Here is a 24595-nt window from a genome sequence, read left to right as displayed (position 1 = left end):
GTATTTCCCTTCGTACGGATTCCGCCATCCTCCCCCATGCGGGGAGGGGGGTGGCAACCCCTGCCGAGACTGTCCGCCACGGGCTGATCGAATCCGGTCAGTGTCCCTCTATCCTCTCGACGAGCTGCCACACGCCTGTGGAGGGATTACGGGCGTGGTCCTGGCCCGTCGGGTCGAGGTCCTGGGCACGTGTCGTGGCATCGGCACGGCCGTCACGGTAGAGGGCGAAGTCGACGCGGGTCTTGTCGTAGCCCGGGACGTGCTTCTGCAGGAGCGGGAGAATTTGTTTGTACGTCGCGACGTGTGCCGTCTGCCGCGCGAAGTGGAGAAGCAGCCACAGTTCGAAGCACGGGTTGGAGATCGCGACCTTGATACCCGCTCGCCCGGCGACGGTCACGGCCTGGGCGACATCCACGAACTGGTCCACGTCGAAGACGCACCACACCTCGTCGAAGTCGCCCTTGCCGACGTTCCGCTGCGTCTTGGCGTAGGCGACAAGCTGGGTCGGCGAGCAGGCCTTTCCGCGTACGACGACGGAGACGGCGGGGTTGCGGAGGTGGTCCCGCAGTCCTTGGAGGTACTGGCGTTCCGTCTCTTTGCTGCCGCAGACGACGAGAATGGTCCGGGCGGATCTACGGGTGGGGCCGCGCCGCCGACCCGAGCCCTCACGCGGAAACGGCCTTGGCATACGCCCCCCAGAACTTCCTGACCACGTCTTCCAGCGCAGTGTCCGGCAACACCGGCACCGCGCCGTAGCTACCCGCGAGGTACCGCCGCTCGAAGTTCTCCCCCTTGCGCGGCTTGAAGTCGCTGAGCGGGAACAGCTCCGAGGCACCGGTCTCCGGGCTCTTCTCCACGAACCAGATCTGGTCCCGGCGAAGGACCTCCTCACCCAGCATGGTGCCGAGCAATGAGGCGCTGTGGGTGGTGAAGACCAACTGAGCGCCGAGGGGGTTGAGTTCCGGGTTCTGGAACAGCTTGACGAGCTTCGCGGCAAGCAGCGGGTGCAGGCTGACATCCACCTCGTCGATCCAGATCTGGCGCCCCGACGGCAGAGCGAGCAACGCCCAAGAAACCAGGTTCAACCAGGTCTTGGTGCCGGCTGACTCATCCTTGGCCGAGAGCAGGAATTCCTCGTCTCCCACACGATGCACGAAGTACAGGGACTTCGACATGGCGGCCTTGAAGTCGCCCTGAAGCCGGTCCCACTCCTCAGTGTCTTGCACTCCGGCAAAGAGAGGGTCGTCGTCCATACCTCGACGTACGCCGTGCGCTCCGAGATCAGCCGCCGCCAAGACCGCGTCGCTCCCCGCAAGACCCGCTTTCTCAAACGTCTCGAACAACTGGGTGAGGAGTGCACCACCGGTGGTGAGGGCGTGCCGCGTGCGATCGTTGACGACCTGAACGGAGTGCATCTTCTCCCACACCACCCCCAACTGCTCATGCGCGGTCTGCGCAGCAGCAGACAGATACAGACTGTTCGGCCGCATCACCCGCTCCGCCGCCGCCCGCTCGCCCCCCAGCGAGTTCCCGAACGTCACGTCCATGCCCCGACGCTCGAAGAGAACCCGCTTGCGGCCCTTGGGGTAGACGTACAGCCACTCTTCCGCCACCTCCGTGTCGGTGACGGCGAATCCGTACACATACCGAATCTCGTCGATCAGCAAGTCCACGGCATACGTCGACGGCTCGTTCCTGCTCTCGTGGTCCAGCAGAAATGGCCGCCGCTCAATGGGCGCACCTGGCAGCCACCGGGCCTGCGACTCCTCCACCGCCCGCCGGAAGAACTGGTACGCGTCCAGCACCGTCGACTTCCCCGAAGCATTCGCCCCATAGATCGCCGCGACAGTCAGCGCCGGCCGCTCGTCCTCATAAACCGGCACGAGGTTCAGCTCCTGCGGCTCACGCAGCGAGCCGTGGTTGGCCACACGGAAGCTCAGCAGCACCCCTCACACCTCACTTCCAGGCCTTGTGAACAAGTGAATAGCACATTTCGAGGTCTGCTCCATGCTATGTGCACGCGTGCACAAAGAACAGGCCCGCCACCCACAGGGGTGACGGGCCCGCACGTACCGGCGACCGGCTACAGCGTCTTCCCCGTCGTCGGCCCCACGATCAGCCCCTCCCCGAAGGCGTCCACGCGCACCGTGTCGCCGTCCTTGACCTCGCCCGCCAGGATCTCCTTGGCGAGGCGGTCGCCGATGGCCGTCTGGACGAGGCGGCGCAGGGGGCGGGCGCCGTAGGCCGGGTCGTTGCCGTTGTCCGCGAGCCAGGCCAGGGCCTCGTCGCTGACTTCCAGTGTGAGCCTGCGTTCGGCCAGGCGCTTGGCGAGGCGGTCGATCTGGAGGCCGGCGATGCGGCCCAGCTCCTCGCGGTTCAGGGCGGAGAAGACCACCAGGTCGTCGAGGCGGTTGAGGAACTCCGGCTTGAAGGAGGACCGGACCACCTGGAGGACCTGTGCCTTCTTCTCGTCCTCGCCGGTGATCGGGTCGATCAGGAAGTTGCTGCCCAGGTTGGAGGTGAGGATCAGGATGGTGTTGCGGAAGTCGACCGTGCGGCCCTGGCCGTCCGTGAGCCGCCCGTCGTCCAGCACCTGGAGCAGGACGTCGAAGACCTCCGGGTGCGCCTTCTCGACCTCGTCGAGCAGGATCACCGAGTACGGGCGCCTGCGCACCGCCTCGGTGAGCTGGCCGCCCTCCTCGTAGCCGACGTATCCGGGCGGGGCGCCGACCAGTCGGGCCACACTGTGCTTCTCGCCGTACTCCGACATGTCGATACGGACCATCGCCCGCTCGTCGTCGAAGAGGAAGTCGGCCAGGGCTTTGGCCAGTTCGGTCTTGCCGACGCCCGTCGGGCCGAGGAAGAGGAAGGAGCCGGTGGGGCGGTCCGGGTCCGCGATGCCGGCGCGGGTGCGCCGTACCGCGTCGGAGACCGCCTGTACGGCCTCCCGCTGGCCGATGAGGCGACGGCCCAACTCCTCCTCCATGCGCAGGAGTTTCTGGGTCTCGCCCTCCAGGAGGCGGCCTGCCGGGATGCCGGTCCAGGAGCCGACGACGTCCGCGATGTCGTCGGGGCCGACCTCTTCCTTCACCATCGTGTCCTTGGCGGCCTCTTCTTCGGCCTCGGAGGCCTCCTCCAAGTCCCGCTCCAGGGACGGGATTTCGCCGTAGAGCAGCTTGGAGGCGGTGTCGAAGTCGCCGTCGCGCTGGGCGCGTTCGGCCTGCCCGCGCAGTTCGTCGAGCTTCTCCTTCAGCTCGCCGACCCGGTTGAGGGACTGCTTCTCCTTCTCCCAGCGGGCATTGAGGCCGCGCAGCTCCTCCTCGCGGTCGGCGAGATCGCGGCGCAGCTTCTCCAGACGCTCGATCGAGGCGGCGTCCGTCTCCTTGTCGAGCGCCAGCTCCTCCATCTTCAACCGGTCGACGGAGCGCTGGAGTTCGTCGATCTCGACCGGGGACGAGTCGATTTCCATGCGCAACCGGGACGCCGCCTCGTCGACCAGGTCGATCGCCTTGTCGGGGAGGAAGCGGGAGGTGATGTACCGGTCGGAGAGGGTGGCCGCCGCCACCAGCGCGCTGTCCGCGATGACGACCTTGTGGTGGGCCTCGTAACGCCCCTTCAGGCCGCGCAGGATCGCGATCGTGTCCTCGACCGTCGGCTCCGCGACCAGCACCTGCTGGAAGCGGCGCTCCAGCGCCGGGTCCTTCTCGATGCGCTCGCGGTACTCGTCCAGGGTCGTCGCGCCGACCATGCGCAGTTCGCCGCGGGCGAGCATCGGCTTCAGCATGTTGCCGGCGTCCATGGCGGAGTCGCCGCCCGCGCCGGCGCCCACGACGGTGTGCAGCTCATCGATGAAGGTGATGATCTGGCCGTCGGAGTCCTTGATCTCCGCGAGGACGGTCTTGAGCCGCTCCTCGAACTCGCCGCGGTACTTCGCGCCCGCGACCATCGCACCGAGGTCCAGCGACACCAGCCGCTTGTTCTTGAGGGACTCCGGCACATCCCCCTTCACGATCCGCTGCGCCAGCCCCTCGACGACGGCGGTCTTGCCGACGCCGGGCTCGCCGATGAGGACGGGGTTGTTCTTGGTGCGGCGCGACAGCACCTGCACCACCCGCCGGATCTCCTGGTCCCGCCCGATGACGGGGTCGAGCTTGCCCTCGCGCGCGGCGGCCGTGAAGTCCGTACCGAACTTCTCCAGCGCCTTGTACTGCCCCTCGGGGTCGGGTGTGGTCACCCGGCGCCCTCCCCTGCTCTTCTGAAACGCGTCCAGCAGCTTCTGCGCGCCGGCCCCCTGCTGGGAGAGTACGTCGCCGGCCGCGCCGCCCTTGGCGGCGATACCGATCAGCAGGTGCTCGGTCGAGACGTAGTCGTCGCCGAGGTCCTTCGCGCGCTCGCCGGCGTCCGCGAGCACGGCCAGCAGCTCACGGCTGGGCTGCGGGGGCGCGACCGTGGCCCCGGCCACGCTGGGCAGTGCGCCGAGCACCCGCTCGGCACCGGACCGCACGGCGGCCTGGTCGGCGTCGACGGCGGCCAGCAGGTCGGTGATGTTCTCGTTGTCCTGCCCCTCCAGCAGGGCAAGCAGCAGATGCGCCGGGGTCAGATCCGCGTGCCCCCCGGTCACGGCACGCTTGCTGGCCGCGTTGATCGCGTCCCGGCTCCTGTTGGTCAGCTCGGCGTCCACGTTCCGGTACTCCTCCTCCTACAGCCTTCGTGCACGGACTGACTCGGTCAACGTGCACAAAGTTGAGTCTATTCCACTCAAGGCAGTGGCGGGGAGGATCGACGGACTAAGTTCCGGGACCATGACCTCACATCCGGTCGACCCGGGCGATCCCGACCCGTCGTACCTCACCTTCTGGCAGGAACGACATCTGTGCACCCTCACGACTCCGCGCCCCGACGGCAGCCCACATGTCGTGCCTGTCGGGGTGACATACGACCCGGAGGCGGGACTGGCTCGGGTCATCGCGAACAAGTCCAGCAGGAAGGTGGCGAACGTCCTGGCCGCCGGCCCCGAGGGGGCGCGGGTCGCCGTGTGCCAGGTGGACGGGCGGCGCTGGGCGACGCTGGAGGGCCGGGGCTTCGTACGCCTGGAACGCGACCGGGTCGCGGAGGCGGAGCGCCGGTATGCCGAGCGCTACGGACGGACGCCGTCGCCGAACCCGTCCCGGGTGGTGATCGAGATCGAGCTGACGCGAGCGCTGGGGAAGGGCTGAAGCGATCAGTTCTGGCCACTGGCGCGGTACCCATACCCGAACATTCCGCACAAACTGCAGCGGCGTCACCGTGTTCAGGTCACGGTGACGCCGCTGCGGGGGGAAGTACCTGAGCGATCTTTTACGACGGGGGAATCGCGTCAGGCACTGCGGGGGGTGGCTGAGATGGTCTGGACGTCGGGGGCATCCGGTTCCACCAGCCGGTGGTCTCGCTGGTCAAGATTCACAAAGATCATTCCGTACCGGATGGCACATCGCACTGGCTGCGGCGCCCCCCGAGGCCGCCGCAGACACCGGTACGCCCGTACGTCCTCGTCCTCGTCCCGCGTCACCACGACCGGCTCGCCGAACACGGTCACCATGAGCGAGTCACCGCTGTGGGGGATGGCGGTGGCCAGATCGATGAAGTGCCAGCCGGAGCGGTAGGCCGTGGCCATTTCGCGGCGGAAGGAGCGGTCGTCGGGAGGAGTCGTCATGTCAGGCCCAAACGCTGTCGTCTGTGCCGTCACTAGTGTCGCCACTTGCCACCGCACCGCTAGCCGTTGTCACTGCCCAGACGCTGTCCGCTCGAACGTCACCCTTCGCGACGGAGAGGCCACCGGCTGCTCCGAAGGCCACAACGGCGGAGAAGGCGGCGACAAGCACCGAGCGAAGCATTCTCATACGCATAGTCGGCTTCGTCCTCACTTGAAGGTCCCCTCATTCCCCCGTCCGATAAGACGATGGCTTATTCGGGCACGTCATGGCCACACAATCAGTGCATCATGTTCCTGCATGTTCAGGACCCTGGGGGGTGGAGATTTGACAACAAATCGGACTAAGGCGACACATCCCCATGCCGTTACAGAGCTGTGCCAGGAGGGGGGGCGTCTATACGCGAACGCGCTGCGGACGGGACGTATCGCCCGCGCGGATGTTGAGGACGCTCCCTGTTTGACAGAGTTCGCCCTGCTCCAGCCGGATCCGGACGACGTCAACTGGTTGCGCCCGGTAGCCCCGACGATCGCCCTCGCCCAGCGGCTCAGCCCCATCGAGCGGGAGATATCAGAGCGTCGGCGTATGTCGATCGATCTGGCCGAAGCTTTCGAGCCCTTCATGGCCCTCAGCGCCCAGGCGACCGCGCCCACGCACTCCATCACGGTGCTGGAGGGGCTCGACCGCATCAACTCGGCGCTCGACCTGGCCACGGCCCAGTGCCAGAACGAGATGCTCACCGTCCAGCCGAGCGGCCATCGCCCCGAAAGCAGGCTCATCGAAGGGCTCGAACGCGACAGGCCGCTGATCGAACGTGGGGTGCGGATCAGGACGCTCTACCAGCACACCGCCAGGTACAGCCCCGAACGACTGGCCTACGTGGACCAGTTCGCCAACGGCAAGGTGGAGTACCGCACCATCGACGAACTGGTCGAGCGCCTCGTCATCTGTGACGAGGCAGTGGCCTTCATCCCGATACGCGACGACCGGCAGGTCGCCCTGGAACTGCGGCACCCAGGTCTCGTCCTCTACTTGATCAAGGTCTTCGAGTTCATGTGGAGCCGCGCAGTCCCGCTGAGCGCCGGCAGCCCCTACGAGACCGCCGCCGACGGCATCACCGACATCCAGCACTCGATCGCCAAGCTCCTCATCGAAGGCCACGTCGACGAGGCGATCGCACGCCGCCTGGGCATGAACGTGCGCACCTGCCGCGCCCACATCGCCAAACTGGCGACGGCCCTGGGCAGTGGCAGCCGCGCCCAACTCGGCTTCCTCATAGCCCAGTCGGGGATGCTGGCGCAGGACCACTCGACACAGGGGGGAGATGGCCACCCGTGACCGCAGCGCATCCGCACGGCGTCGAGGACCTCTGCGCGGCGGGGACGGAGCTGTACGAACGTGCCCTGCGCGAAGGGCACGTGAGCAGCTCTGAGGCCGAACCGGCGCCCTGTCTGCTCGACTTCGGTCTGCTGACCCACTCCGTCACGGACCTGCGCCGACTGGAGCCGGTCGCCCCCGCGGTCGCCCTACACCGGATGCTGCGGGCCATGGAGGAGCGCGTCGCCGACGAGCGGCGCCGCGAGCAGCGGCTGACCGAGGCCTTCGAACCGCTGCTGCGGATCGACGGCCCCCGGACGGGCACGGAACATGTCCCCGCCCTCGGCGTGCTGAGCGGGCTCGACCGGATCAGCAGCGCCATCACCAGAGCGATGGCCGACTCCTCGGGCGAGATCCTGGCCATCCAGCCGCACGTGACCCACACCGTTCCGACGACCCCAGAGATCCGCGCCGAAGCCCTGGCCCGCGACCAGGCCCTGCTGGACCGCGGCGGCCGCATCCGTACGCTCTACCAGCACACCCTGCGCCACGCGCCGTCCGTCCTCGCCCGCTACGAGCGACTCACCGGCGATGTCGAGGCACGCACCCTGGACGAGATCCCGGACCGGCTCATCATCGTGGACCGCACGGTCGCCTTCCTCCCCGCCAACGAGGACCGCACCCTGGCCCTGGAGGTCCGTCACCCCTCCCTGATCACCTTCTGCGTCACGGTCTTCGACCGCCTCTGGCACCTGGCCACCCCCATGTACCCCGAAGCGGTACAGCAGCCCCACCTCAACGGCGTCCCCCCACGCCAGCGGGCCATAGCGAGCCTGCTCATAGAGGGCCACACCGACGCCGTCATAGCCGACCGCCTCGGCATGAACATCCGCACCGCCCGCGTCCACATCGCCAAACTCGCCGCCACCCTCGGCAGCGAGAGCCGCGCCCAACTCGGCTATCTCATAGGGCGGTCGGGGATTCTCGATCAGCGGGAGTGAGCTGGGCCGGTACCTCCGGAAGGCCCGGCACCTCCGGCATCCGTGACGGGGCGCTGTCCAGCCCCGCCTGGGCGATGCGCACCCCGAGCTGGGTACGGCTCGCCGCGCCCAGGGTCTCCGACAGGCGGGCGATATGGGCCCGGCACGTCCGCACGCTTATGCCCAGCCGTTCCGCGATCACCGCGTCCTGGTGGCCGTCCGCGAGCAGGGCCGCGATGGACTGTTCGCGGTGCGAGATGCCATCGATACCGGTGTCCGGCAGCGCGGCCGCGACGGGGATCGCCAGGCGCCACAGGCGGTCGAAGACCGTGACGAAGTAGTCGATCAGCGCCGGGTGGCGCAGTTCGAGGGCCATCGTGTGGTCGGCGTTGGCGGGGATGAAGGCGACCGTGCGGTCGAAGAGGATGAGGCGGTCGACGACCTCGTCCAGCGTCCGCGCCTCGACCGCGTCGCCCATCAACTCCAGGTAGTTCAGGAGCCCTTGGCCGTGCCGGGCGACATGCGTGTACAGGTCGCGCATCCGCACCCCGCGCGAGCGCAGGGCCAGAGCCCGGTGCAGACCCTCGGTGAGTTCCGGTTCACGGCGGATGCCGCCGGGCTGGACGGTGAGGACCTCGCTCGTGCAGGCCTCGGTCGCGTCGTCCATCGCGGCCTGGATGCGCGAGAGACCGTCCAGGACGCGGATCGCGGCGCCCTCCAGGGACGCCGACGCCGAGGCGGACGCCTGGATACGGCGGCCGAGACCGGCGTACCGCTCGAAGGCCTCGACCGCCGAACCCACCCGCCGGTGGCTCTCGCTGACCTCGTCGTAGACCCCGCGCAGCAGCCGGGTCATGACCTCCTGCGGGGAGGTCGGCACCAGCCAGTCCATGTCGTCGGGGTCGGGGTGGAGAAGGGCCAGCTCCAGCAGACACGGCACCGGCTCGGCGTCCGTACGCGGCACACGGCCCCGCCGTACGGCCCGGGAGTACACGAGGTCCCCGGCGTCGCACAGTCGGTCAGCACCGTGTGGATGCTCGTCCGTCCCGTGCCCGGTCATCGCCCATCCCACCCCGGTCTCCGCCTCTTCCGCAGCGCAACTATGCGCGGACCGGACCTGCTCCGCAACACGGCTCCCGCTCGAACGGGAGCCGAAAACTGGGGGTATCACCCGCTATCTCCCGGCCTCCGAGCCTCGCGTTGCAACAAGCTGGGGGGTTGTGGATCAAGGTCGGTGGTCGTCTCGTCGCATCACTTTCCGCGTGAGCTGCCGGAAATCACTCAGAGATCGTCGTGTTACGTACCGCCTCTAACGTCCCCCCATGGCGGACATATTTGACGCATACGCATTGGCCGATGCGTGGGACGAGATGTTTGTGCGGCCGGGTGAGGTCAGAACCGCCTACGAGCCGGTACTGGCGGCACTCCAGCCGATCGAGCCGAGTGAACTGCGCTTCCGCGCGGACCAGATGGCCCGGGCGTTCACCGACCGCGGCGTCACCTACGCCTTCGCGGGCGAGGAACGGCCCTGGCCGCTGGACCTGGTGCCCCGGATCATCGACGCGCTGGAGTGGGACCTCATCCAGCGGGGTGTCGCGCAGCGGGTGCGGGCCCTGGAGGCCTATCTCTCCGACGCCTACGGACACTGCCGCGCCTTCGAGGACGGTGTCGTGCCCTGGCGACTGCTTCTCAACTCGGCCCATTTCCACCGGGCCGCGCAGGGCGTCGAGCCACCGGGCGGAGTCCGCATCCATGTCGCCGGCATCGACCTCGTACGGGACGAGGCCGGGGAGTTCCGGGTCCTTGAGGACAACGTGCGGGTACCCAGCGGGGTTTCGTACGTCATCGAGAACCGCAGAGCCATGACCCGGATCTTCCCCTCGCTCTTCGCCGAACAGCACGTGGTCCCCGTCGACGGGTACGCGGGACGGCTGCTGGCCGCCCTGCGGTGCGCGGCGCCCGCCGGCACCCAGGACCCGAGGGTCGTGGTCCTGACCCCCGGACCCAGCAACGCCGCCTACTTCGAACACGCCCTGCTGGCCCGCCTGATGGGCGTGCAGTTGGTGGAGGGCCACGACCTCGTCTGCCGCAACAACCGCGTGTGGATGCGCACGACGCGCGGCGAGGTGCCCGTCCACGTCGTATACCGGCGGCTCGACGACGACTTCCTCGACCCGCTGCACTTCCGCCCCGACTCGGTGATCGGCTGCCCGGGCATCATGAACGCCGCCCAGGCCGGAAACGTCACACTCGCGAACGCCGTCGGCAACGGCATCGCGGACGACAAACTCCTCTACACCTACGTCCCCGACCTGATCCGCTACTACCTCTCCGAGGAACCGATCCTTCCCAACGTGGAGTCCTATCGCCCCGATGAGCCGGGCCAGTTGGAGGCTGTCCTCGACCAGCTCGACCAGTTGGTCGTGAAACCGGTCGACGGCGCCGGCGGCCAGGGCATCGTCATCGGCCCCAAGGCGGACGCGAAGACGATCGAACGCACTCGCAAAGCAGTCGCCGCCGACCCGCGCGGCTGGATCGCCCAACGCCCCGTCGCCCTGTCCACCTCCCCCACCCTCGCGGGCGAACGCATGGCGCCCCGCCACATCGACCTCCGCCCGTTCGCCGTGAACGACGGCACCGACGTCTGGGTGCTCCCCGGCGGCCTTACCCGGGTCGCCCTCCAGGAGGGCAACCTGATCGTCAACTCCAGCCAGGGCGGCGGCTCCAAGGACACCTGGGTACTCGCCGAGGGCCCCGCCGAGCACCCCGCGCCACCGGCCCCGGACGGCACCCTGCCCGAGGTGGTCCCCCGCCAGCTCGGCCCCGACGGCCACCCCACCGCCGTACAGGAAGGAGCGCAGCAGCAGTGAACGACGTGATCCTCTCCCGGATAGCCGAGTCCCTCACCTGGACGGGCCGTTACGTCGAGCGGGCCGACGCCACCGGCCGCATCCTCGACGCCTACCTCCACCGCCTCCTCGAGGACCCCTGGCGCGACGAGGACGTGGCCTGCCGGTCGCTGTACGCGATCCTCGGGGTCGACGCGGGCGGTGAACGCGTGGACATGCAGCAGGTGTTGGACCAGCTCGCCTTCGACGCCCGCTCGACGTGCTCCATCGAAGGCGCCCTGGGCGCGGCCCGGTTGAACGCGCGCAGCGCCCGCGAGGCGGTCTCCTCGGAGATGTGGGAATGCCTCAACTCCACCTGGCACGCCCTGGCCGATCAACGCCTCGCGGCCCGCCGCACGGGCCCCTACGCCTACCTCGAACTGGTCCGCAGACGCGCCGCGTTGTTCTTCGGCCTGGCGGACTCGACGATGAGCAGGGACGACAGTTGGCGCTTCGTGGTGCTGGGCCGCAGCCTCGAACGGGTCGACATGACCGTACGGCTGCTGTCGGTACGGGTGTTGGACGCGGCGCACGCGCCCGACTGGCCGACGCTGCTCAGCGCGAGCGGCGCCGACGAGGCGTACGCGCGGGTGTACGGCGGTTTCGGCGACACCCCCAGGGTGGCCGAATTCCTCCTCCTGGACCGGGACTTCCCGCGCTCGGCACTGCACGCGCTGACCACGGCCGAGGAGTGCCTGACCGCGCTCGGCCGCACCCGCCAGGACCCGGCACGCCGCCCCATCGGCCGCCTCCGCACCCGCCTCGAATACCTGGACTCGCACGCCCTGGAAGACCAACTGCCCGCCCTCCTCAAGGACTTGCAGCACGCCTGCATGGACTCGGCGGAGGCGGTGGCGGAGCTGTTCTTCCCGTACCAGGGCCCCGTCGAGTGGGCCCAGGAAGGAGCCTGAGATGACCCCGACCCTGCCCCCGACCCGTAGGCTTCGCATCCGCCACACCACGAGCGTGTCGTACGCCCAGGCGGCCGTCTCCTCCCACAACGAGGTCCGGATGACCCCGCTCACGCTCCCCGGCCAGACCACCCTGGACGCCCGCGTGACGGTCAACCCGACCACACCCACCTGGTCGTACTGGGACTACTGGGGCACCCAGGTCACCGGCTTCGACCTGATGGACCCGCACGAGAACCTCACGATCACCGCGTCGAGCCTGGTCGAGACGTCCCCACCGGAGCCGCTCGCCGCCGCCCCCACGTGGCAGGAGGTGACCGAACAGACCACGAACTCCCGCCTGTTGGAGTTCATCGCCCCCACGGTCCGTACGACGGTCCCGCCGAGGCTGGTGAAGAAGGCACGCAAGGCAGCCGTAGACCTGGACCCCCACGAGACGGCGGTGACGGTCTCCGCCCTGGTCGCCGACCGGGTGGCCTACCTCCCCGGGGTGACAGGCGTGAACACCTCCGCGACCGAGGCCTGGGAACAGGGCGCCGGCGTCTGCCAGGACATAGCCCACGTCACGATCGCCCTCCTGCGCGGCCTCGGCCTCCCGACCCGCTACGTCTCCGGCTACCTCCACCCGGAACGGGACGCCGAACTCCACCGCCCGGTGGCCGGCCAGAGCCACGCCTGGATCGAGTACTGGGCGGGCGACTGGTACGCCTACGACCCGACGAACCGCACCCGGGCGAACGAGTCGCATGTGGTGGTGGGGCGGGGGCGGGACTACGACGACGTCACGCCGCACAAGGGGATCTACCGGGGGGTGGCCGGGGGGCCGCCGGAGGTGAGGGTGGAGTTCACGCGGGTGGGGTGAGCCGGGAACCCGGGGACCCGGGGTTTCCCTGCCGCACAACCGCCCCGCCATAAAACCCCCACCCGAAGTCCCCCACCCCCACATCGACTTCCGGGAAAATCTCCCCGCCGGTCATCCCGGTTCAGCACACTGGGACGTACGGGGAGGCAGGGACACACATGGACGTACTGCTGGGGCTCACGCCGGACGGGGACGTGGACGCCGAGGAGGGCGAGAGGCTCGTGGGGCGGCTGCGGGCCGAGTTGCGGGAACTCGACCTGGACGCACTGAGGTTGAGTGCCGCGGCCGGTGGCGACGGCGTGCCGCCCGATGGGGCCAAGGGGGTCGATCCGGTCACCGTCGGGGCCGTCGTACTCGCGCTGAGCGCCCCCGCCGGTGTCCTCACCGCGCTCGTCGAGACGTTGCGGGACTGGCTCGGCCGGCAGTCCGCGCGGAACCGTATCTCGGTGACCATCGACGGCGACACGATCGAACTGGAGCGGGCGTCCGCGGCCGAACGCCGGGAGCTGGTCGACGCGTTCGTGCGCCGGCACCGCTCGGGGACCGAGTAGCCGTGGGGCGCAAACTGGCGCTGCTGATCGCGACGTACGCCTACGAGGACGAAGGGCTGCGGCAGTTGACCTCGCCGGGGCACGACGCGGAGGCGCTCGCGGAGGTCCTGCGCGATCCGGACATCGCCGGGTTCGACGTCACGATCCTGGTGAACGAACCGCACCACCGCGTCGGCCAGGCCCTCGGCGAGTTCTTCCACGACCGCCGTGGTGACGACCTCACCCTGCTGTACTTCACCGGCCACGGTCTCAAGGACGACGCGGGCCGGCTCCACCTCGCCGCGACCGACACCCGCCGCGACAACCTCCTGTTCACCTCGCTGCCCGCCGAGCAGATCGACCGGGCGATGAGCGGCTGCATGTCACGCCGCCAGGTGCTGATCCTCGACTGCTGCTACAGCGGCGCCTTCCCGGCCGCCACCCGGCTCGCCACCAAGGCCGACGACGGGGTCCACGCCCTGGAGGCCTTCCAGGGGCGCGGACGCACCGTGCTGACCGCGTCGGACGCCACCCAGTACTCCTTCGAGGGCGACCAGGTCACCGGCGGCGCCCCGCAGTCGGTCTTCACCCGGCACCTCGTCCAGGGTCTGCGCGAGGGCACCGCCGATCTCGACGCCGACGGCGACATCACACTCGACGAGCTGTACGCCTACGTCCACGACCGGGTCGTAGCCGAAATGCCGCAGCAGCGACCCAAGCGGCAGGACAACGTCGAGGGCCGTATCGTCATCGCCCGGAACGTCCACTGGACCCTGCCCGCACATCTCCGGAACGCCCTGCGCAGCCCGCTCGCGAACGACCGGCTCGGCGCGGTGGAGGCGCTCGCGCATCTGCACCGCATCGGCAACGAGACGGTGCGCCGGCGGGCGGAGGAGGAACTCCGGCAGCTGACGGACGACGACAGCATCAGCGTGTCCAGGGCAGCGGCGGCCCACCTCCAGGACCGGCCCGCCGCCGTCGAACGGACACCAGCTCCAACTCCCGTTCCCACCAAGCCCGTTCCCGCCCGGCCGACGCCCGGCACCGAGCGGTGGAACCTGCAGACCGGCGGCTGTGTGCGGTCCGCGCCGGTCGTGGCCGACAGGGTCGTCTACGTGGGAAGCGACACCGGCGCTCTGTACGCCGTCGACACGGTCACCGGGCAGCAGCGGTGGTGCTGCCCGCTGGGCGGCGGCCCCGTCCGGTGCGGCCCGGCGGTCGGCGACGGTGCCGTGTTCGCCGCCGTCGCCCGGACGCTGTTCGCGGTCGACATCCACACCGGACTGATCCGCTGGGCGACCACCCTGCGCGGCGATGTGTCCCGGACCGTGGGCGTCGCCCATCGACGGGTGTACGCCGGAGTCGGCAGGGTGCAGGTCTTCGACACCGAGAACGGCAGCCTGGACTGGCAGGGCCCGGTGAACGGCGCGTCCTACTACCAGTGGCTGGTGATGGCGGGACCGGTGACCGTCGTCGGCAACCGGGGCAAGCACGTGTACGCCGTCGACAACTCCACCCGGCGGCTGGCCTGGAGCACCCGCATCGCCGGCGGTTACCCCGTCTCCGGTCCGTCCGCCGTCTCCGGCCGGCATCTCTACGTCGGCGACCGGCGCGGCGAACTGCACGCCCTCGACCTCTCGGACGGGCACAGGGCGTGGCGCTACGACACCGGCGGCCCCGTGCGCTCCGCTCCCGCGGTCGCGGACGGCACGGTGTACGTCGGCAACGACGACGACCGCGTGTACGCCTTCGACGCCCTCACCGGCGCGATGCGGTGGCGGTTCACCGCCATGGCGCCCGTCCGCTCCACCCCGGCGCTCGCGGGCGGCACGGTCTACTTCGGCAGCGACGACGGCAACATCTACGCCGTGGACACCGCCACCGGCCAGGAGCGCTGGCGCTTCCCGACCGGCAGACCCGTCGCGTCCTCGCCCGCCGTCACCGACGGAGTCGTGTACGTCGGCGGCGACGACGGCCGCCTCTACGCCATCGACGCCACCGGCTGAACCACGGCAGGCGCTACTTCAGCCCGATCGCCGAGCACGCCGACTTGTAGGCGGCCGTGCAGATGTCGGAGATCTTGTAGATCCCGTCCGCGACCACCGTCGACTTGATGTTGTCCTTCGTCAGCGCGACCACGGACACCAACTGCGCCGGGATCTTCTTGTTGCTGGGGCTGTCGACCGAGTCACGGGTGAGGGCGTCGAACTCGATGTCCCTGCCCTGGACATGGGCGACCGCGATCTTCGCGGCGGCCTCGGCCAGGTCGGGGTAGGGCTTGTAGACGCTCATGTACTGCTCGCCGGTGACGATCCGCTGCACGGCGGTGAGTTCGGCGTCCTGGCCGGTGATGGGCGGCATGGTCGTCACGCCCGCGGCCTTGAGGGCCTTGATGATGCCGCCGGCCATCGCGTCGTTGGCGGAGTACACCGCGGCGATGTTGTTCTTGCCGAGTTTGTCGATCGCCTCGGTCATCTCCTTCTGGGCCACATCCGGGTCCCAGGCCTTGGTGTTGTAGCTCGCGGCGACCGTCACCTTGCCCTGCAGCTCGGAGAGCGCCCCGCCCTTGAACACCGCGGCGTTGGGGTCGGTCGGCGAGCCGTTGATCATGACGACCTTGTCGGAGGTGTCCGCGTTGCTGCCCAGCGCCTCGACCAGCGAGCGGCCCTGCACCTCGCCGACGAGTTCGCCGTCGAAGGAGACATACGCGTCGATCGGCCCCTCGGCCAGGCGGTCGTAGGCGATGACCGGGATGCCCGCGGTCTTGGCCTTCTTCACCATGGTCCGGATGGCGTGCGAGTCGACGGCGTCGAGCACGATGATGTCGACCTTGTCGTCGATCATCTGCTGCATCTGCTTGTCCTGCACGGCCGCGTCGCCGCCGGCGTTCTCGTACTCGGCCTTGCCCTTGTTCGCGGTGAGTTCCTGGATCTTCGCCTTCATGATCGGGAAGTCGAACTCCGCGTACCGCGTGTTCGTCTTCTCCGGCATGAGCACGCCCACGGTGATGTCGTTGCCCTTCGCCGGAGTCGCGTCCGAGCTGCTCCCCGACGAGTTGAGCACGCCACAGGCGGCCAGGGGGAGGGCCAGCGAGGACGCGGCCACGGATATGGCGATACGACGCATTGGTGAGCTCACTTCTGGTGCCGTCCGGACGTGGGTGCAGCGTTACAACCCAGGTGACTGAAAAGCCAACGCGGCGGTGACCACCGGCGTCAAGCGGAACCACTTAACGAGATGGCAACGTCACGTTCCGCTTGGTATGTGGAGACCTCGCGAAATCACCTCCAAATACTCTTTACGGACCGTCCATCCAAAGGGAGTTCATGGGAAGGCAAAGATCGGCACAACCAGCCGATTGCACGCGAAGGGGCCCGGAGACGTTTCGTCTCCGGGCCCCTTCGTCGCGAGCGGGTCAGTCCTTGGGCCGCTTCGGGCGCCACACCACCAGCGCGCTGGTCTGCTGGACCTCCTGGTACGGGACCAGGTCGCGGCGGTACGACGCGTGCACCGCCGCCTCGCGCTGCTGCATGGTCGCCGCCGCGCCCTCGACCGCCGCCTGGAGTTCGGCGACGCGCTGCTGGAGGGCGACGACCTGGTTCTCCAGCTCGATGATGCGCTTGATTCCGGCCAGGTTGATGCCCTCGGTCTGCGACAACTGCTGGACGGTGCGCAGCAGTTCGATGTCGCGGGCCGAGTAGCGCCGGCCGCGCCCGGCCGTGCGGTCCGGGGAGACCAGGCCGAGGCGGTCGTACTGGCGCAGCGTCTGCGGGTGCAGACCGGAGAGCTGGGCCGCCACCGAGATGACGTAGACCGGGGTCTCTTCGGTCAGCTCATACGGGTTGCGTCGACGACCGGTCGAATCCATGGCTCTCTCATGCTCCCTTCGCGGCCTGGAACAGCTCCGCCCGCGGGTCCTCCCCCGCGGTCGCCTCGCGATACGCCTCCAGCGCGTCACGAGCATTCCCCGTCACGTCCTTCGGGACACTCACCTCGACGGTCACGAGGAGATCGCCCCGGGTGCCGTCCTTGCGGACCGCGCCCTTGCCACGGGCCCGCATCGTACGGCCGTTGGGCGTGCCCGGCGGCAGCTTGAGCGTCACCGGCGGCCCGCCCAGGGTGGGGACCCTGACCTCGCCGCCCAGTGCCGCCTCGGCGAAGGTCACCGGGACCGTCACCGTGAGGTTGTCGTCCTTGCGGCCGAACACGGGATGCGTGTCGACGTGCACCATGACGTACAAGTCCCCTGCGGGACCGCCCCGTTCACCCGGAGCGCCCTTGCCGCGCAGCCGGATGCGCTGGCCGTCCGTGACCCCCGCGGGGATCCGGACCTGCATGGTCCGCGAGGACTTGGCGCGCCCGCTGCCCTTGCAGTCCATGCACGGGTGCTCGGCGATCAGGCCCCGGCCCTTGCAGTCCGGGCACGGGTCCGTGAGCGAGAAGCCGCCGCCGGAGCCGCGCGCCACCTGGCCGGTGCCGACACAGGTCGGGCACACACGCGGTGTGCCGTTCTTGTCGCCGGTGCCCGAACAGGCCTTGCAGGGCGCCTGCGAGGACATCCGCAGCGGCACCGTGGCGCCCTCGATGGCCTCCGTGAAGCTGAGCGTGACCTCGGACTCGATGTCCTGGCCGCGCCGGGGCTGCGTACGGGTCGTGCCCGTGCCGCCGCGGTTGAACAGGCCCCCGAAGACGTCACCGATACCGCCGCCGAAGCCGCCGGCACCCGCGCCGCCGCCCTGGGCGCCGCCTCCGAAGAGGTCGCCCAGGTCGAAGTTGAAGTTGCCGCCGCCCGCGCCGCCCGGCCCCGGGCGGAAGCCGCCGTTGCCGAACAGTGCGCGGGCCTCGTCGTACTCCTTGCGCTTCTTGGTGTCACCGAGGACGTCGTGCGCCTCGGAGATCTCCTTGAAGCGCTCCTCCGCCTTGGCGTTGCCCTTGTTGGCGTCCGGGTGGAACTCGCGGGCGAGCTTCCGGTACGCCTTCTTGACCTCGGCCTCGGTGGCGTCCTTGGGGACGCCGAGGACCTTGTAGTAGTCCTTCTCGATGAAGTCCTTGGTGCTCATCCTCGACGCGCCCCCTTTCCGGTGTTCCGCTCGGTCCTTATGGCGTCAGCCCTCCTCAGGGCCGTTGTCCTTCTCCTCGCCGGCCTCGGCCTCGGACTCGTCCTTGGCCGCCTGGGCGCCGGGCTGCGGCTCGGCGACCGCCACCCGCGCGGGGCGGATGGTGCGCTCGCCGATGCGATACCCGGGCTGAAGGATCGCCACGCAGGTCGTCTCCGTGACATCCGGCGCGTACGAGTGCATCAGCGCCTCGTGGATCGTCGGGTCGAAGGGCTCGCCCTCCTTGCCGAACTGCTGCAGTCCCATCTTCGCCGCGGCGGTCTCCAGGGATTCCCCCACCGACTTGAAACCGCCGACGAGTTCACCGTGTTCCCGCGCGCGACCGATGTCGTCGAGCGTGGGCATCAGCTCGGTCAGGAGGTTCGCCACGGCGATCTCCTTGACCGCGATCCGGTCGCGCTCGACCCGGCGGCGGTAGTTCTGGAACTCGGCCTGGAGCCGCTGGAGGTCCGCCGTGCGCTCGTCGAGCGCCTTGCGCACCTGGTCCAACTGGGCCGTCAGACCGGCGATCTGAGCACTTGCGTCCCCTGCCGGGGCCGCCCCCTCCCCACTGGAGGGGGAGGCGGCCTGCGGCTCGGCGTCGTCGGGGGTGGCGCCGGAGGGGACGTCGGGCTTCTCGTCGAAGCCCGGGGTCTCCTCCGTCACGCGGCACCGTCCTTGCGCTCGTCGTCCACGATCTCGGCGTCCACCACGTCGTCGTCCGCCTTGGGCGCCTCGGCACCCGGGGCGTCGCCGCCCGCGGCCTGCGCGGCCTGGGCGTCGGCGTACATGGCCTGGCCGACCTTCTGCGAGACCGCAGCGACCTTCTCGGTGGCGGTGCGGATCTCGGCGGTGTCCTCGCCCTTGAGCGCGGCCTTCAGCTCCTCGACGGCGGCCTCGACCTCGGTCTTGACCTCGCCGGGGACCTTGTCCTCGTTGTCCTTGAGGAACTTCTCCGTCTGGTAGACGAGCTGCTCGCCCTGGTTGCGGGACTCGGCGGCCTCGCGGCGGCGGTGGTCCTCGTCCGCGTACTGCTCGGCCTCCTGGCGCATGCGGTCGACCTCGTCCTTCGGCAGCGAGGAGCCGCCGGTGACGGTCATCTTCTGCTCCTTGCCCGTGCCGAGGTCCTTCGCGGTCACGTGCATGATGCCGTTGGCGTCGATGTCGAAGGAGACCTCGATCTGCGGGACACCGCGCGGGGCCGGCGGCAGACCGGTCAGCTCGAACATCCCGAGCTTCTTGTTGTACGCCGCGATCTCGCGCTCGCCCTGGTAGACCTGGATCTGCACGGAGGGCTGGTTGTCCTCGGCGGTGGTGAAGATCTCGGACCGCTTGGTCGGGATCGTCGTGTTCCGCTCGATCAGCTTGGTCATGATGCCGCCCTTGGTCTCGATACCGAGGGACAGCGGGGTGACGTCGAGGAGCAGGACGTCCTTGACCTCGCCCTTGAGGACACCGGCCTGGAGGGACGCGCCGATGGCGACGACCTCGTCCGGGTTGACGCCCTTGTTGGCGTCCTTGCCGCCGGTCAGCTCGCGCACGATCTCCGCGACGGCGGGCATCCGGGTGGAGCCACCGACGAGGACCACGTGGTCGATCTCGTTGATGGAGATGCCGGCGTCCTTGATGACGTTGTGGAACGGCGTCTTGCAGCGCTCCAGCAGGTCGGCCGTCAGCTGCTGGAACTGAGCCCGGGTGAGCTTCTCGTCCAGGTGCAGCGGGCCCTCGGCGGAGGCGGTGATGTAGGGCAGGTTGATCGAGGTCTCCGTGGAGGACGACAGCTCGATCTTGGCCTTCTCGGCGGCCTCGCGGAGGCGCTGGAGGGCCATCTTGTCCTTGCCCAGGTCGACGCCGTGACCGGCGGCGAACTGCTTCACCAGGTAGTCGACGACCCGCTGGTCCCAGTCGTCACCACCGAGGTGGTTGTCGCCGTTGGTGGCCTTCACCTCGACGACGCCGTCACCGATCTCCAGGAGGGACACGTCGAAGGTGCCGCCACCGAGGTCGAAGACGAGGATCGTCTGGTCGTCCTTGTCGAGGCCGTACGCCAGCGCCGCCGCCGTCGGCTCGTTCACGATGCGCAGGACGTTCAGGCCCGCGATCTCGCCGGCCTCCTTCGTCGCCTGGCGCTCGGAGTCGTTGAAGTAGGCCGGGACGGTGATGACCGCGTCGGCCACCTTCTCGCCCAGGTAAGCCTCGGCGTCGCGCTTCAGCTTCTGCAGGATGAAGGCGCTCATCTGCTGCGGGTTGAAGCTCTTGCCGTCCAGCTCGATCTTCCAGTCCGTGCCCATGTGGCGCTTCACGGAGCGGATGGTCCGGTCTACGTTCGTGACCGCCTGGCGCTTGGCCACCTCTCCGACGAGCACCTCGCCGTTCTTGGCGAAGGCGACGACGGACGGCGTGGTCCTGGCGCCCTCTGCGTTGGTGATGACGGTGGGCTCGCCGCCTTCAAGAACGCTGACGACGGAGTTAGTCGTGCCCAGGTCGATGCCGACCGCACGTGCCATGGTTGATTCCTCCAGCAATGACTTGAGTGGAACGGACTCAAGTGTGCACGACACTCATCGCTGGGTCAACAGAGCTGAGTCAGGCAGGCTCAACTCTTATCCGTTCCTTACACGCAACTGCGTCCTGACCTGCGTGGATACGGCACGCCGCACCCCGTAGACCGAGACCTTGAGCAGTCCCAGTACGACCACGGCGGCCCCGCCGACCACCCAGATCACGGCGGATTCGGCCACCCACCCGTTGTGCACGAACACCCCCACGAGCACCCCGGAGAAGGCTCCGATCGCGAGCAGCACCACCGCCCCCTGCGGAGTGAGCCCCAACCGCCGCAGCCGGTGGGCGAGATGGTCGGGCCCGCCCCGCGCCAGCGCCCGCCCGGCCAGCCGCCGCGACAGCAGCACCAGGACGGCGTCGGCGCTCGCGACCGCGGTGAGCGCGAACAGCACGCCCGCGCTGGACCCGAGATCGTGCCCGCTGCGGGTGAGCACGGCCGCCGAGGCGAGCACGAAGCCCGTGAACAGCGACCCGCACGCGCCGAGCGCGATCCGCGCGGGATGCCAGTTGTGCATCAGGAACCCGGTCAGCGCGGCGGCCAGCACACTGAGCAACACCGCGAGCCCGTCCATCACTTCCATCGCGGCGCAGGCCCCGACCCCGAAGGCGGTGATCACCCCCACGGTCCCCGCGAGCCCGTCGGCGTGATCGAGCCCCTTGAAGGCGGCGGCCACGAACGCGATCCAGGCCGCGGCCAGCAGTCCGCCGGGCACCCCGATCTCGCCGTACGGCACGACACAGGCCGCCGCCACCGCTGTACCGAACACCAGGAACCTCGTCTTCAGCCGCCACACGTCGGCGACGAGCCCGAGGGCGGCCACGGCGGACCCGGCGACCAGCAGTCCGCCGACGTCGTCGCCGAGCGGCGCCACGCCGGTCCAGTCGCATCCCCAGGTCACCGACGCGACGGCGATCACGACGGCGAGTCCCCCGAGCAGCGGTACCGGGCGGGTACGCCGTCTGCGGTCGAGGATGCGCGCACGCGTGGCTGGCACCCGGAGCAGTGCCGCCAGGACGGCGGAGAGGAGCAGGGCGGTCGTGGCGGCGAGAATCCCGTAGAGCACGGATCTAAATTAGACGCAAATGTACCAATTCAGTACGAATAACACGATCAGACCGTCACAGGTTTTTAAGGCGACCCTCAGCGACATAGATCACCGCACCGCTGGCTACAGTGCGACAGAGAATGAGGGTAATCTCGGTCGGACCGATTAAGTTACCGCTTAGTAATGTTCTTGGTTATGCCTTGACCCCTCGCAGGCCCGAGGAGCCCTGAAATGCAACTCGCCGCGATCATCGTGTCGCTGGTTCTGATCGTGGTCGGTGTGGCGCTGTTCGCCCGCGCCGTCCTGCAGATCTACACCTTCATGCGACTCGGCCAGAACGTACCCGCGGGCACCCGCACCGACGAGCCCGTCCAGCGCACCGTCACCGTGGCCAAGGAGTTCCTCGGCCACACCCGGATGAACCGCTGGGGCATCGTCGGAGTCGCGCACTGGTTCGTCGCGGTCGGCTTCTTCTCCCTCCTGCTGACGATCGTCAACGCCATCGGCCAGCTCTTCCAGGCCGACTGGCTGCTGCCGGTCATCGGCGAGTGGGCGCCGTACAACATGTTCGTCGAGTTCATCGGCACCATGACCGTGCTCGGCATCCTCGCGCTGATCGTGATCCGCCAGCTCAGCAGGCCGGACAAGCCGGGCCGCAAGTCCCGCTTCGCCGGCTCCAACTTCGGCCAGGCGTACTTCGTCGAGGCCGTCATCCTCATCGTCGGCGTCTGCATCTTCATGCTGCACGCCCTCGAAGGCGCCCAGCACCACGTCGACGCGTACGAGGCCTCCTTCTTCATCTCGTACCCGGTGGTCTCGGCCCTCCGTCACCTGGACGTCTCCACGCTCCAGAACCTCACGTACCTGTTCGCCGGCGTGAAGATCGCGACCTCCTTCATCTGGATGATCACGGTCGCCCTGAAGACCGACATGGGCGTCGCCTGGCACCGCTTCCTGGCCTTCCCGAACATCTGGTTCAAGCGCAACGCGACCGGTGAGACCTCGCTCGGCGCCCTGCTCCCGATGACCAGCGGCGGTAAGCCGATCGACTTCACCGACCCGGGCGACGACGACGTCTTCGGCGTATCGCAGGTCGAGCAGTTCTCCTGGAAGGGCCTGCTGGACTTCTCCACCTGCACGGAGTGCGGCCGCTGCCAGTCGCAGTGCCCCGCGTGGAACACCGGCAAGCCCCTCTCCCCCAAGCTCCTGATCATGTCCCTGCGCGACCACGCGCACGCCAAGGCGCCCTACCTGCTCGCCGGTGGCGGCAAGTCCATGGAAGGCGAGGAGAAGGCGACCGAGGAGCAGCTGGCCGGAGTGCCTGCGGCGGCTCTGGCGGAGGCCGAGCGCCCGCTGATCGGCACGCTTGAGGACAACGGCGTCATCGACCCCGACGTCCTGTGGTCCTGCACCACCTGCGGCGCCTGCGTCGAGCAGTGCCCGGTGGACATCGAGCACGTCGACCACATCGTCGACATGCGCCGCTACCAGGTGATGATCGAGAGCGCGTTCCCGTCCGAGGCGGGCACGATGCTCAAGAACCTGGAGAAGAAGGGCAACCCCTGGGGCCTGGCCAAGAAGCAGCGCCTGGAGTGGCTCAAGGAGGTCGAGTTCGAGGTCCCGGTCGTCGGCCAGGACATCGAGGACCTCACCGAGGTCGAGTACCTGTACTGGGTCGGCTGCGCGGGCGCCTTGGAGGACCGCGCGAAGAAGACGACCAAGGCCTTCGCCGAGCTGCTCCACATCGCGGGCGTCAAGTTCGCGATCATGGGCGGCGACGAGAAGTGCACCGGCGACTCCGCCCGCCGCCTCGGCAACGAGCCCCTGTTCCAGGAGCTCGGCATGGAGAACGTCATGGCACTGAACATGGCGTTCGGCGAGGAGCTGGACGACGACGGCAAGGTCGTCGCGGAGTCCGCGAAGCCCAAGTCGGCCAAGAAGATCGTCGCGACCTGCCCGCACTGCCTCAACACCATCGGCAACGAGTACCCGCAGCTCGGCGGCGACTACGAGGTCATCCACCACACGCAGCTGCTCCAACACCTGGTGGACGAGGGCAAGTTGATCCCGGTGACGCCCGTCGAGGGCATCATCACCTACCACGACCCGTGCTACCTGGGCCGCCACAACAAGATCTACACGCCCCCGCGCGAGATCATCGCGAGCGTCCCGGGCCTGCGCAACGAGGAGATGCACCGCCACAAGGAACGCGGCTTCTGCTGCGGTGCGGGCGGCGCCCGTATGTGGATGGAAGAGCGCATCGGCAAGCGCATCAACAACGAGCGCGTCGACGAGGCCCTGTCCCTCAACCCGGACATCGTCTCCACGGCCTGCCCCTTCTGCCTCGTCATGCTCACGGACTCCGTGAACGGCAAGAAGAACGACGGCAAGGCCAAGGAGTCGATCCAGGTGGTCGACGTGGCCCAACTCCTCCTGGAGTCGGTCAAGAAGCCGGCCGACGACGAGCCCCCGGCGGGCGAGTCGGAGACCGAGAACACCCCGGAGCCCCAGCCGGTGGAGTGACCACCGGCCGGTCCGCCACGACGACGCCCCGCACCCTCATCGGAGGGCGCGGGGCGTCGTCGTAGCCGTGGATGGTGTAGCGGGCTACACCCCGGATCCGGGAGAGCGGTCCCTCGTGGCGGCGAGCGCGCGACGGGATCGTAGAAGCAAGAGAGATCACGTCCCCTGCTTCCGCCACTCCGAAGGAATC

21 protein-coding genes are annotated in these 24595 nt (G+C 68.9%); 9 read left to right on the top strand and 12 right to left on the bottom strand.

Going from position 1 to position 24595, the window contains the following annotated elements:
* Positions 1-97 precede the first annotated feature (97 nt).
* The 3 genes from ABZT04_RS03795 to clpB form a co-directional block, all read right to left on the bottom strand.
* A complete protein-coding gene (locus tag ABZT04_RS03795) occupies positions 98-688 on the bottom strand; it encodes an RloB family protein (RefSeq protein ID WP_356052573.1) in 591 nt (196 codons plus the stop codon).
* On the bottom strand, positions 666-1946 hold the full coding sequence (locus tag ABZT04_RS03790) for an ATP-binding protein (protein WP_356052570.1): 1281 nt from the start codon (positions 1944-1946) through the stop codon (positions 666-668). The genes ABZT04_RS03795 and ABZT04_RS03790 overlap by 23 nt, the downstream gene beginning before the upstream one ends.
* 137 nt (positions 1947-2083) lie before the next feature.
* On the bottom strand, positions 2084-4681 hold the full coding sequence (gene clpB, locus ABZT04_RS03785) for an ATP-dependent chaperone ClpB (RefSeq protein ID WP_356052567.1): 2598 nt from the start codon (positions 4679-4681) through the stop codon (positions 2084-2086).
* Positions 4682-4802: 121 nt separating this feature from the next.
* Here clpB and ABZT04_RS03780 point away from each other — a divergent pair, with 121 nt between their 5' ends.
* The gene (locus tag ABZT04_RS03780) at positions 4803-5216 is read left to right on the top strand and encodes a pyridoxamine 5'-phosphate oxidase family protein (protein ID WP_356052565.1); all 414 of its coding nucleotides are present in this window, start codon (positions 4803-4805) and stop codon (positions 5214-5216) included.
* A gap of 140 nt (positions 5217-5356) precedes the next feature.
* On the opposite strand, the gene ABZT04_RS03775 is transcribed toward ABZT04_RS03780, so the two are convergent.
* On the bottom strand, positions 5357-5692 hold the full coding sequence (locus ABZT04_RS03775; protein WP_266770105.1) for a hypothetical protein: 336 nt from the start codon (positions 5690-5692) through the stop codon (positions 5357-5359).
* A gap of 1 nt (position 5693) precedes the next feature.
* On the bottom strand, positions 5694-5873 hold the full coding sequence (locus ABZT04_RS03770) for a hypothetical protein (protein WP_356053049.1): 180 nt from the start codon (positions 5871-5873) through the stop codon (positions 5694-5696).
* 144 nt (positions 5874-6017) lie between these two features.
* On the opposite strand from ABZT04_RS03770, the gene ABZT04_RS03765 reads away from it, so the two are divergent.
* Both ABZT04_RS03765 and ABZT04_RS03760 read left to right on the top strand, forming a co-directional pair.
* On the top strand, positions 6018-7028 hold the full coding sequence (locus ABZT04_RS03765) for a helix-turn-helix transcriptional regulator (RefSeq protein ID WP_356052563.1): 1011 nt from the start codon (positions 6018-6020) through the stop codon (positions 7026-7028).
* Entirely contained in the window at positions 7025-8008 is a 984-nt protein-coding gene (locus ABZT04_RS03760; RefSeq protein WP_356052561.1) for a helix-turn-helix transcriptional regulator, read from the top strand. Before ABZT04_RS03765 ends, ABZT04_RS03760 begins: the two co-directional genes overlap by 4 nt.
* On the opposite strand, the gene ABZT04_RS03755 is transcribed toward ABZT04_RS03760, so the two are convergent.
* Positions 7971-9047, bottom strand: a complete 1077-nt coding sequence (locus ABZT04_RS03755) for a helix-turn-helix transcriptional regulator (RefSeq protein ID WP_356052559.1) — start codon at positions 9045-9047, stop codon at positions 7971-7973. The two genes, ABZT04_RS03760 and ABZT04_RS03755, sit on opposite strands and share 38 nt — an antisense overlap.
* Positions 9048-9309: 262 nt before the next feature.
* Here ABZT04_RS03755 and ABZT04_RS03750 point away from each other — a divergent pair, with 262 nt between their 5' ends.
* From ABZT04_RS03750 to ABZT04_RS03730, 5 genes are all read left to right on the top strand, one after another.
* The gene (locus tag ABZT04_RS03750) at positions 9310-10857 is read left to right on the top strand and encodes a circularly permuted type 2 ATP-grasp protein (protein WP_356052557.1); all 1548 of its coding nucleotides are present in this window, start codon (positions 9310-9312) and stop codon (positions 10855-10857) included.
* A complete protein-coding gene (locus tag ABZT04_RS03745; RefSeq protein ID WP_356052555.1) occupies positions 10854-11786 on the top strand; it encodes an alpha-E domain-containing protein in 933 nt (310 codons plus the stop codon). The genes ABZT04_RS03750 and ABZT04_RS03745 overlap by 4 nt, the downstream gene beginning before the upstream one ends.
* A 1-nt stretch (position 11787) precedes the next feature.
* Positions 11788-12648, top strand: coding sequence for a transglutaminase family protein (locus ABZT04_RS03740; protein ID WP_356052553.1), 861 nt, complete (start codon positions 11788-11790; stop codon positions 12646-12648).
* A 158-nt stretch (positions 12649-12806) separates the two neighbouring features.
* Complete coding sequence (locus tag ABZT04_RS03735) at positions 12807-13199, top strand: hypothetical protein (RefSeq protein WP_356052551.1); 393 nt, start codon at positions 12807-12809, stop codon at positions 13197-13199.
* Between the two features lie 2 nt (positions 13200-13201).
* A complete protein-coding gene (locus ABZT04_RS03730; RefSeq protein ID WP_356052548.1) occupies positions 13202-15184 on the top strand; it encodes a PQQ-binding-like beta-propeller repeat protein in 1983 nt (660 codons plus the stop codon).
* Positions 15185-15197: 13 nt separating this feature from the next.
* Here the strand turns inward: ABZT04_RS03730 and ABZT04_RS03725 are convergent, their stop codons facing one another.
* The 6 genes from ABZT04_RS03725 to ABZT04_RS03700 all read right to left on the bottom strand — a co-directional run bounded on the left by ABZT04_RS03725 (position 15198) and on the right by ABZT04_RS03700 (position 21900).
* The gene (locus ABZT04_RS03725) at positions 15198-16304 is read right to left on the bottom strand and encodes a substrate-binding domain-containing protein (protein WP_356052546.1); all 1107 of its coding nucleotides are present in this window, start codon (positions 16302-16304) and stop codon (positions 15198-15200) included.
* A gap of 289 nt (positions 16305-16593) precedes the next feature.
* Positions 16594-17046: a helix-turn-helix domain-containing protein gene (locus ABZT04_RS03720; protein ID WP_355917754.1), complete on the bottom strand. Its 453-nt coding sequence runs from the start codon at positions 17044-17046 to the stop codon at positions 16594-16596.
* A gap of 7 nt (positions 17047-17053) precedes the next feature.
* A complete protein-coding gene (gene dnaJ, locus ABZT04_RS03715; RefSeq protein ID WP_356052543.1) occupies positions 17054-18238 on the bottom strand; it encodes a molecular chaperone DnaJ in 1185 nt (394 codons plus the stop codon).
* Positions 18239-18283: 45 nt separating this feature from the next.
* Complete coding sequence (gene grpE / locus ABZT04_RS03710; protein ID WP_356052541.1) at positions 18284-18940, bottom strand: nucleotide exchange factor GrpE; 657 nt, start codon at positions 18938-18940, stop codon at positions 18284-18286.
* Entirely contained in the window at positions 18937-20781 is a 1845-nt protein-coding gene (dnaK, locus tag ABZT04_RS03705) for a molecular chaperone DnaK (protein ID WP_355917745.1), read from the bottom strand. Before dnaK ends, grpE begins: the two co-directional genes overlap by 4 nt.
* Positions 20782-20877: 96 nt before the next feature.
* Entirely contained in the window at positions 20878-21900 is a 1023-nt protein-coding gene (locus ABZT04_RS03700; protein WP_356052539.1) for an MraY family glycosyltransferase, read from the bottom strand.
* 213 nt (positions 21901-22113) lie between these two features.
* Here ABZT04_RS03700 and ABZT04_RS03695 point away from each other — a divergent pair, with 213 nt between their 5' ends.
* A complete protein-coding gene (locus ABZT04_RS03695) occupies positions 22114-24405 on the top strand; it encodes a (Fe-S)-binding protein (protein ID WP_356052536.1) in 2292 nt (763 codons plus the stop codon).
* Positions 24406-24595 lie beyond the last annotated feature (190 nt).

This window comes from Streptomyces sp. NPDC005492 (assembly GCF_040605995.1).
In the GTDB taxonomy this organism is placed as follows: Bacteria; Actinomycetota; Actinomycetes; order Streptomycetales; family Streptomycetaceae; genus Streptomyces.
This window is presented reverse-complemented; position numbering and strand designations above follow the sequence as displayed.

Bases quoted from the DNA above. Each gene is read 5' to 3' on its own strand.
- ABZT04_RS03795 (WP_356052573.1), bottom strand. From the start codon at position 688: ATGCCAAGGCCGTTTCCGCGTGAGGGCTCGGGTCGGCGGCGCGGCCCC.
- ABZT04_RS03780 (WP_356052565.1), top strand. From the start codon at position 4,803: ATGACCTCACATCCGGTCGACCCGGGCGATCCCGACCCGTCGTACCTC.
- ABZT04_RS03775 (WP_266770105.1), bottom strand. From the start codon at position 5,692: ATGACGACTCCTCCCGACGACCGCTCCTTCCGCCGCGAAATGGCCACG.
- ABZT04_RS03770 (WP_356053049.1), bottom strand. From the start codon at position 5,873: ATGCTTCGCTCGGTGCTTGTCGCCGCCTTCTCCGCCGTTGTGGCCTTC.
- ABZT04_RS03755 (WP_356052559.1), bottom strand. From the start codon at position 9,047: ATGACCGGGCACGGGACGGACGAGCATCCACACGGTGCTGACCGACTG.
- ABZT04_RS03750 (WP_356052557.1), top strand. From the start codon at position 9,310: ATGGCGGACATATTTGACGCATACGCATTGGCCGATGCGTGGGACGAG.
- ABZT04_RS03740 (WP_356052553.1), top strand. From the start codon at position 11,788: ATGACCCCGACCCTGCCCCCGACCCGTAGGCTTCGCATCCGCCACACC.
- ABZT04_RS03735 (WP_356052551.1), top strand. From the start codon at position 12,807: ATGGACGTACTGCTGGGGCTCACGCCGGACGGGGACGTGGACGCCGAG.
- ABZT04_RS03725 (WP_356052546.1), bottom strand. From the start codon at position 16,304: ATGCGTCGTATCGCCATATCCGTGGCCGCGTCCTCGCTGGCCCTCCCC.
- ABZT04_RS03720 (WP_355917754.1), bottom strand. From the start codon at position 17,046: ATGGATTCGACCGGTCGTCGACGCAACCCGTATGAGCTGACCGAAGAG.
- dnaJ (WP_356052543.1), bottom strand. From the start codon at position 18,238: ATGAGCACCAAGGACTTCATCGAGAAGGACTACTACAAGGTCCTCGGC.
- dnaK (WP_355917745.1), bottom strand. From the start codon at position 20,781: ATGGCACGTGCGGTCGGCATCGACCTGGGCACGACTAACTCCGTCGTC.
- ABZT04_RS03695 (WP_356052536.1), top strand. From the start codon at position 22,114: ATGCAACTCGCCGCGATCATCGTGTCGCTGGTTCTGATCGTGGTCGGT.